Genomic DNA, 6,000 nt, shown 5'->3' with positions numbered 1-6,000 from the left:
CGCGCTCAAACCTCACGTGAAACCCAGTTTTCCCTTCGGGGCACGCAAGCGCTCGCTCACAAAACCACGGCAAAATTGTCGGGGTGCCAGCAATTCCGCAACTTCGTCGCGGAATCGCGCGCCCCTTCCGCGCTCAAACCTCACGTGAAACCCAGTTTTCCCTTCGGGGCACGCAAGCGCTCGCTCACAAAACCACGGCAAAATTGTCGGGGTGCCAGCAATTCCGCAACTTCGTCGCGGAATCGCGCGCCCCTTAGCCGAAGCGGTGAATACCTCCGGTTTTGTTTTGGACTTCGTCCCGTATTCGTTCTTTCTCGTCGGCTGGCTTACGCAAGCAAGCTTGCGACGCCGCCAACGGGAAAGAACGAGCCCGCTTCGCGGGCAAAACAAAACCGGTCAAGGTGCTCACCTTGACCGGAGTCGGGGTGGCGGGATTTGAACCCGCGGCCTCTTCGTCCCGAACGAAGCACGCTACCAAGCTGCGCTACACCCCGTGTGTTTTGCAACCCTTAGATTATAGCCATATTCCTCGGCATTCGGAAAACGAGAATAGGCCCTTGAACGAATTCTTTGGAGAAAGTGGTGAAGATTTCGACACCAAAGGCTCTGTAGGGGTCCTCGTGTCGAAATCTTCACAACTTTGTCTACGTCACTGAGTCCGGGGCTCAGAGTAACTCCACCAGGTACGCCGCCGGCGGACAGAACACCCGCCACGGAGTGAAGGGCGAAGTCCCAAGACCTGGGGAAACACTGACCCGCATCAAAGCGGGGTTCTCGTAGCCCCGAACCGGCTCGCCCCAACTTGCCGCCAGCGGCTTATTTCCGACCCCGCCGACTTCGCCGGGCGCAACCCCACCGGTAACCTCCAGTCCAGGTTCGCCCACTACCTCCCGACGCTTCCACGAAAACACTCCAGAAGCAAAGGCCGGAGGTAAATCACAGTTGGAAACTAGCGCCATCCCGCCTGGAAGACAGACCTGGCCTCCGTGGGTATGGCCGCAAAAAACGAGGTCAGCCCCCGCCGCCGCAAACTCATCCAGGACCCTCGAATATGGCGCATGAGCCAGGCCAATCCTCACCCGTGGGGAGCCGACAGTAACGCGTCTTGCCGATTCACCCAGCGAACTCCCCGCGGCCTGAGGGCCGCTAGTCTCCTGCGATGTTGGCTCGGCAGAATCTGTTCCCATTACATCATTAAACCCGTGCGTGCCTTGCCCAGACCCAAAACCAACGAATCGATCCCGGCGAATGTGGGGATCTTCCACGCCGGAAAACTCCACGCGCCAACCCGCTACCTCCACAAAACCGGTACGGTTATTCAAATCCAGCCAGTTAGATCCCGCCAATAAACCCCGCAGCACCCCGCCAGTTTCCTGCAGTTCCCGCGGCCGCAACGAAGATTCCTCCCGCTCCCCCGTGACCCGCCGCATCCGCCGCGCCAAGTATTTCAAGGGATTACCGGCGCGGTTGGCATAGTAATCGTGCGCCCCGAAAACGAAAGCTCCCGGGATTCCCGACTCTAAAAACGGCTCCAATGCTCGCGCTACTAACTGTTCATCCCCGAAGCGGGTAGCCAGCATATCTCCGGTCAAAACCACGAGGTCATAATCCTGAAATGCCCGCTCCGCGAGCCGGCCCAGCCAAGTCACCAAGTCCTCTCGCCCCTGATAGAAATGGGTATCGGACAAGTGGAGGATACGAAGCGAGGCTGTTTCCACCCCAGTCAAGCCGTCCCTCGACAAACCGTCTCGCGACAAGCCGGAGGCGCGAAAGGAAAAATGCCGCACTTGATAATCATGGGAGGCACGCTCCGCTAAGAAGGCACTCCCTCCGGCCGCAACTAGGCCGAGCTTCGCGAAAGTCGCGAGTTTATTGTGGTTTCTCATCCGTTTCTCCTGGGTTGGACTTCTTTTCTCAAATCACTCGCCTTGATGCCCTCATAAGACCGAGCATCGACTGGCAAAGTCAGTCTCTTCACTGCCTGGGATCCCCAGACTTAGCCACAACCGACTTAGCCGATACCGGTCTCGCCGCTACTGGGCTGAAGCCGGGTTAGCCGCGGGATTCGCGGCTGGATTCGCTGGAGCCGCGGGCGCGGGATTCGTCGGAGTAGGAGCCGGAGCGGGAGCGCTCGGACCAGCCCCGCCGGTTCCACCGTTTCCTCCAGTTCCCGGGGCGTTCCCGCCCGCACCCGGATTACCGGGATTAGCGGGGGGCGCACTCGGGGCTGGATTCCCGGAAGCTCCTGGTGAAGCCGAGGCTGAGGGCGAGGGAGATTCTGACGGTTTCTTTTCAAGATACCCCCCGAAGTTGCGTCCCCCTCCGAGATTGACCCGCGGGAACGGCGCCACCGGAACTCCGTCTAAAGCGGAAGTCATAAACGCCCCCCAAGTCGGCGCAGCAATGGAGGAACCGAACAAGGAGCCGTAGTATCGGCCCCCGATTCTTTGGTAGCCCACCGGAATGTTGCCGTTGGAGTGTCCCACCCAGATCGCGGCAGAAACTTGGGGAACAAATCCAGCGAACCAGGTGTTTTCATTCTCGTCTGTTGTCCCCGTCTTTCCTGCTGCCGGTCGGGAGATTGCTGCTGCCCGACCGCCGGCTCGCAACACGCCTTGCAAGGTGACGGCGACTTTATCGGCGACATCCGGCGTCAAGACCTGGTGGCAGTCTGGAGCGGGAACATCGTAAGATTTTCCGGTGGAATCAGTAACGGAAGTGATTCCTACCGGCGAGCAGTAAACGCCATGAGCTGCATAGGTAGCGTAAGCGTTAGCCATTTGGAGCGGGGTCGCATTACCGGCACCAATAATGAACGACGGGTTCGGGCTGAGCGGGGCACCGTTTGGCTTGGTCACCCCGAGTTTCGCGGCGGTGTTGGCAATGTCACAAAGGTCCAATTTCGCACCCATATTGATGAATACGCCGTTCACCGAGTTGGCTGTGCCGTTGGCCACCGTCATGGCACCGCGCCGGGCCCCGCCGGTTTCGGAAAACTTATAGTTGGTGGCGAGTTCCGGGGCGCAAGAAATCTTCCATTCGCGGTTCGGAATGTAGTAACGTCCCCCAATGACATCGTATCCGCCGTACCCTTCGATATACCACTGGGTCAGCGTGAATACCTTGAAAGTTGAGCCCGTCGGGAAACCAGCGTTTCCGCCGTGGGCGTAGTCGGCGTTGAACGAGGTTTCCGTCACCCCGCTGTTGCCCGGTTCCACCCCGAATTTCGTGTTTTGCGCCATCGCGAGAATCTTGCCGGTTCCCGGTTCCACGCTCGAAATCGCGATCTTCACATCTGAAGGATCCCCGATGGGGATTCGCGCCGTAATCGCGTTGAAGGCGGCCGCCTGGGTTTTCGGGTCAAGCGTCGTTTTAATTTCCAACCCACCGCGCAACAAGAGGCGCTGACGCTCGGCGTAAGTCGCGCCGAACTCCGGAGAGGACAGAATCTCGCCGACAACCCAGGAACAGAAATAGGCCGCGTCTCCCGCGAGCCCACAGCCCTGCTGGGCATTGGAAACATTGAGGAGACTTTCGACCGGAACCGCAGCCGCCTCTTTATTCTGAGCCGAAGTAATGTAGCCGTCTCGCTCCATCGCAGCCAGAACCGCGTGTTGGCGAGCCGTGGCGGATTTCGGGTTAGAAACCGGATCGTGTCCGTTCGGGGACTGGGGGATTCCCGCGAGAAGCGCGGCTTCCGCGAGCGAGAGATCCTTTGCTGACTTGGAGAAATAGTGGCGGGAGGCCGCTTCTACCCCGTAAACCGAGGGACCGAACTGGGCAATGTTCAAGTACCCTTCGAGGATTTTCGATTTGGGAAGTGTTTGTTCTAGCGACAAAGCGAGCTTCGCCTCGCGTGCCTTGCGCTCGATAGTAGTTTCGCTGGCGGCCTCGATCATATCCGGATCTCCCGCGACACGCCCTTGCTCAATCAGAAGATTCTTCACATATTGCTGGGTCAAAGTAGATGCACCCTGGAGGTCGTTTCCGGCAAGATTCGAAAGCACCGCGCGGCTCATGCCCTCCATATCCACGCCCTGATGTTCCAGGAAACGCCGGTCCTCGATGGCAACAACCCCTTGTTGGAGCGGCAAAGCGATGTCTTTGAGTGGAACCACGATGCGGTTTTCGGCGAAGAACTCGGCGAGGGGAGTGCCGTCAGCGGCGGTGATGATGGATTTCATGGAGGGTTGGGAGGCGGTGAAGCCTTCAGGGAGGTCATCAAGGGTTTCGGCGCCTTTGGCACTCACCAAAGCGGCTGCCCCCACCACCGGAAGAGCCAGGCCGGCGGTGAAAATCCCCGCCACGGCACAAGCTGCCACAAAAGCAATGAGAAGACCCATCACGCGAACTTTGCGAGTCTTGGTTCCACTCGCGTCTGATGCTTTGCCCATGAACCCAGTTTAGAGCCAATTCGCGCGAGTTTCCAAGGCGCCGCCAGATTTGAGTCGGGGCGAAAAACCCGCTGGTCTAGACAATTCGAAAATTCACTCTTGAAGTTTTACTTTTTGATGACTAAGGTTTTATGTGCAAGCTGGATTTTCAATCGAGAGAAAGAAAAACATGTCAGTCAACGAAGACCAAACCTGGGCAGCTCGAGCACTGTGCGCAGATTGTCCCCCAGATCAGCTTTTCGTTCAAGGCGCAGCTCAGCGCGAAGTGAGATCAATCTGTTTTGGTTGTCCTGTTCGCATTGAATGCCTCGCCGATGCTTTGGATTCTCGGGCTAGTTTTGGCGTGTGGGGAGGTCTGACTGAACGCGAGCGTCGCGCCATGTTGCGTCGCTATCCCGAGGTGAAATCCTGGGAAAAATGGCTGCGGGAGTCCGACGATGAACTCGCCGCTGAGTTGCGGACCAAGCACACTCCGCACGTGTTGGCTCATGTTCGCGCCGCCAAGCGGGCCGCGGCTTTGAAGTAGCCTCCGAGTAGCTTTCGAATAGTCACCAAGTAGCCGCGCGAGTTATTACTCGCCGGCAAAAACTTCTTTTCCAGTTAGACTGGGTTCATGACTAAGTGGGAATATATGTCTGCGCCGCTGTTGGTGCACTCGACTAAAGAAATTCTTGACCAATTCGGGGCGGAAGGTTGGGAACTCGTCTCGATTGTCCCGAGCCCCGGCCACCCCGGTTACGACGCATTGGTGGCGTATTTCAAGCGTCCGCTGGAATAGGCGGGACGTTCCGGATTGCTCCTAACTAGCGCGACGGATAAGGCGTTCCGCGTCGAGAATCGTGATGACGCGGGTTTGCTGTTGAATCCAGCCACGCGCCATAAAGTCGGCCAACACCTTATTCGTAGTTTCCCTTGAAGAACCGACCATCTGCGCCAACTCTGACTGGGTCAAGCCGCGCGGTAGAACCACTCCAGCCTCACCAATCTCCCCGAAACGGCGCATGAGCAGGAGCAACACCGCCGCCACTCGCCCGGGAACATCGAGGTCTCTCAGGTCCATCGTCCGCTCGTAACGCTGCTGGGTTTGCGCGCCGAACAGCCGGAGAAACTGGACTTCCAGATTCGGGTTACTGGCGAGATATTTCCGCATGTCTTCCACTCGAATCCACTGGATTTCCGCCGGTTCCAGGGAGGTTGCCGTGTAAAACCACACATTCTCCCCCGCCAGGGATTCCAAGCCGAGGACATCGCCCTCCCCGAGGATTTCGAGGACGTGATCGCGACCCATTGAGGAGGTGCGGGTGAGTTTCACTTTCCCGCTTTGCAGCGAAAAAATCCGGTCGAGAGGGTCGCCGGAGGCGAGGAATTGGAAGCGACCCTCCATGGTGGCGCCGTGGATTTTATCCGGCAATTTCCGCGCTACCTGGTCAAACAGTTCACCGGTTCGGAACCGCATGGTCGCTAAGTTGGTTTCCCCAGCCATGTTTCCTCCTCCCGAATAGCCTGGTGGGCGTGAACCCCAGTGGATTCATCAATTTGTTGGCTGTGTCGCGCGAGGCGACTGGCACTTACTGACTTCGCAAAGTCCCCGGTCGGCCTGGTGGGC

5 protein-coding genes and 1 tRNA gene are annotated in these 6,000 nt (G+C 58.3%); 2 read left to right on the top strand and 4 right to left on the bottom strand.

The features are described 5' to 3' along the window. Nucleotides 1-420: 420 nt before the first annotated feature. The 3 genes from FYJ63_RS02725 to FYJ63_RS02715 form a co-directional block, all read right to left on the bottom strand. Nucleotides 421-494, bottom strand: a tRNA-Pro gene (locus FYJ63_RS02725). Between the two features lie 171 nt (nt 495-665). Then, on the bottom strand, nt 666-1,886 hold the full coding sequence (locus FYJ63_RS02720) for a metallophosphoesterase (RefSeq protein ID WP_154543534.1): 1,221 nt from the start codon (nt 1,884-1,886) through the stop codon (nt 666-668). Nucleotides 1,887-2,033: 147 nt separating this feature from the next. After that, nucleotides 2,034-4,394 carry a transglycosylase domain-containing protein gene (locus tag FYJ63_RS02715; protein WP_154543532.1) on the bottom strand — a complete coding sequence of 787 codons (2,361 nt, stop codon included), beginning with the start codon at nt 4,392-4,394 and terminating at the stop codon, nt 2,034-2,036. 169 nt (nt 4,395-4,563) lie between these two features. On the opposite strand from FYJ63_RS02715, the gene FYJ63_RS02710 reads away from it, so the two are divergent. Both FYJ63_RS02710 and FYJ63_RS02705 read left to right on the top strand, forming a co-directional pair. Continuing rightward, entirely contained in the window at nt 4,564-4,920 is a 357-nt protein-coding gene (locus FYJ63_RS02710) for a WhiB family transcriptional regulator (protein ID WP_154543530.1), read from the top strand. Between the two features lie 87 nt (nt 4,921-5,007). Next, on the top strand, nt 5,008-5,172 hold the full coding sequence (locus FYJ63_RS02705) for a Sp36 family protein (protein ID WP_154543528.1): 165 nt from the start codon (nt 5,008-5,010) through the stop codon (nt 5,170-5,172). 21 nt (nt 5,173-5,193) lie between these two features. On the opposite strand, the gene FYJ63_RS02700 is transcribed toward FYJ63_RS02705, so the two are convergent. Further along, a complete protein-coding gene (locus FYJ63_RS02700; protein WP_154543526.1) occupies nt 5,194-5,877 on the bottom strand; it encodes a Crp/Fnr family transcriptional regulator in 684 nt (227 codons plus the stop codon). Nucleotides 5,878-6,000 lie beyond the last annotated feature (123 nt).

The sequence above is a fragment of the Mobiluncus porci genome (assembly GCF_009695935.1).
Classification (GTDB): Bacteria; Actinomycetota; Actinomycetes; order Actinomycetales; family Actinomycetaceae; genus Mobiluncus; species Mobiluncus porci.
Note: the sequence above shows the minus strand (reverse complement) of the source record. Positions and strands in the feature narration are given on the sequence as shown.

What these genes read in the sequence shown, in the direction of transcription:
- FYJ63_RS02720 (WP_154543534.1), bottom strand. Translation starts at nt 1,886, where the DNA reads ATGAGAAACCACAATAAACTCGCGACTTTCGCGAAGCTCGGCCTAGTT.
- FYJ63_RS02715 (WP_154543532.1), bottom strand. Translation starts at nt 4,394, where the DNA reads ATGGGCAAAGCATCAGACGCGAGTGGAACCAAGACTCGCAAAGTTCGC.
- FYJ63_RS02710 (WP_154543530.1), top strand. Translation starts at nt 4,564, where the DNA reads ATGTCAGTCAACGAAGACCAAACCTGGGCAGCTCGAGCACTGTGCGCA.
- FYJ63_RS02705 (WP_154543528.1), top strand. Translation starts at nt 5,008, where the DNA reads ATGACTAAGTGGGAATATATGTCTGCGCCGCTGTTGGTGCACTCGACT.
- FYJ63_RS02700 (WP_154543526.1), bottom strand. Translation starts at nt 5,877, where the DNA reads ATGGCTGGGGAAACCAACTTAGCGACCATGCGGTTCCGAACCGGTGAA.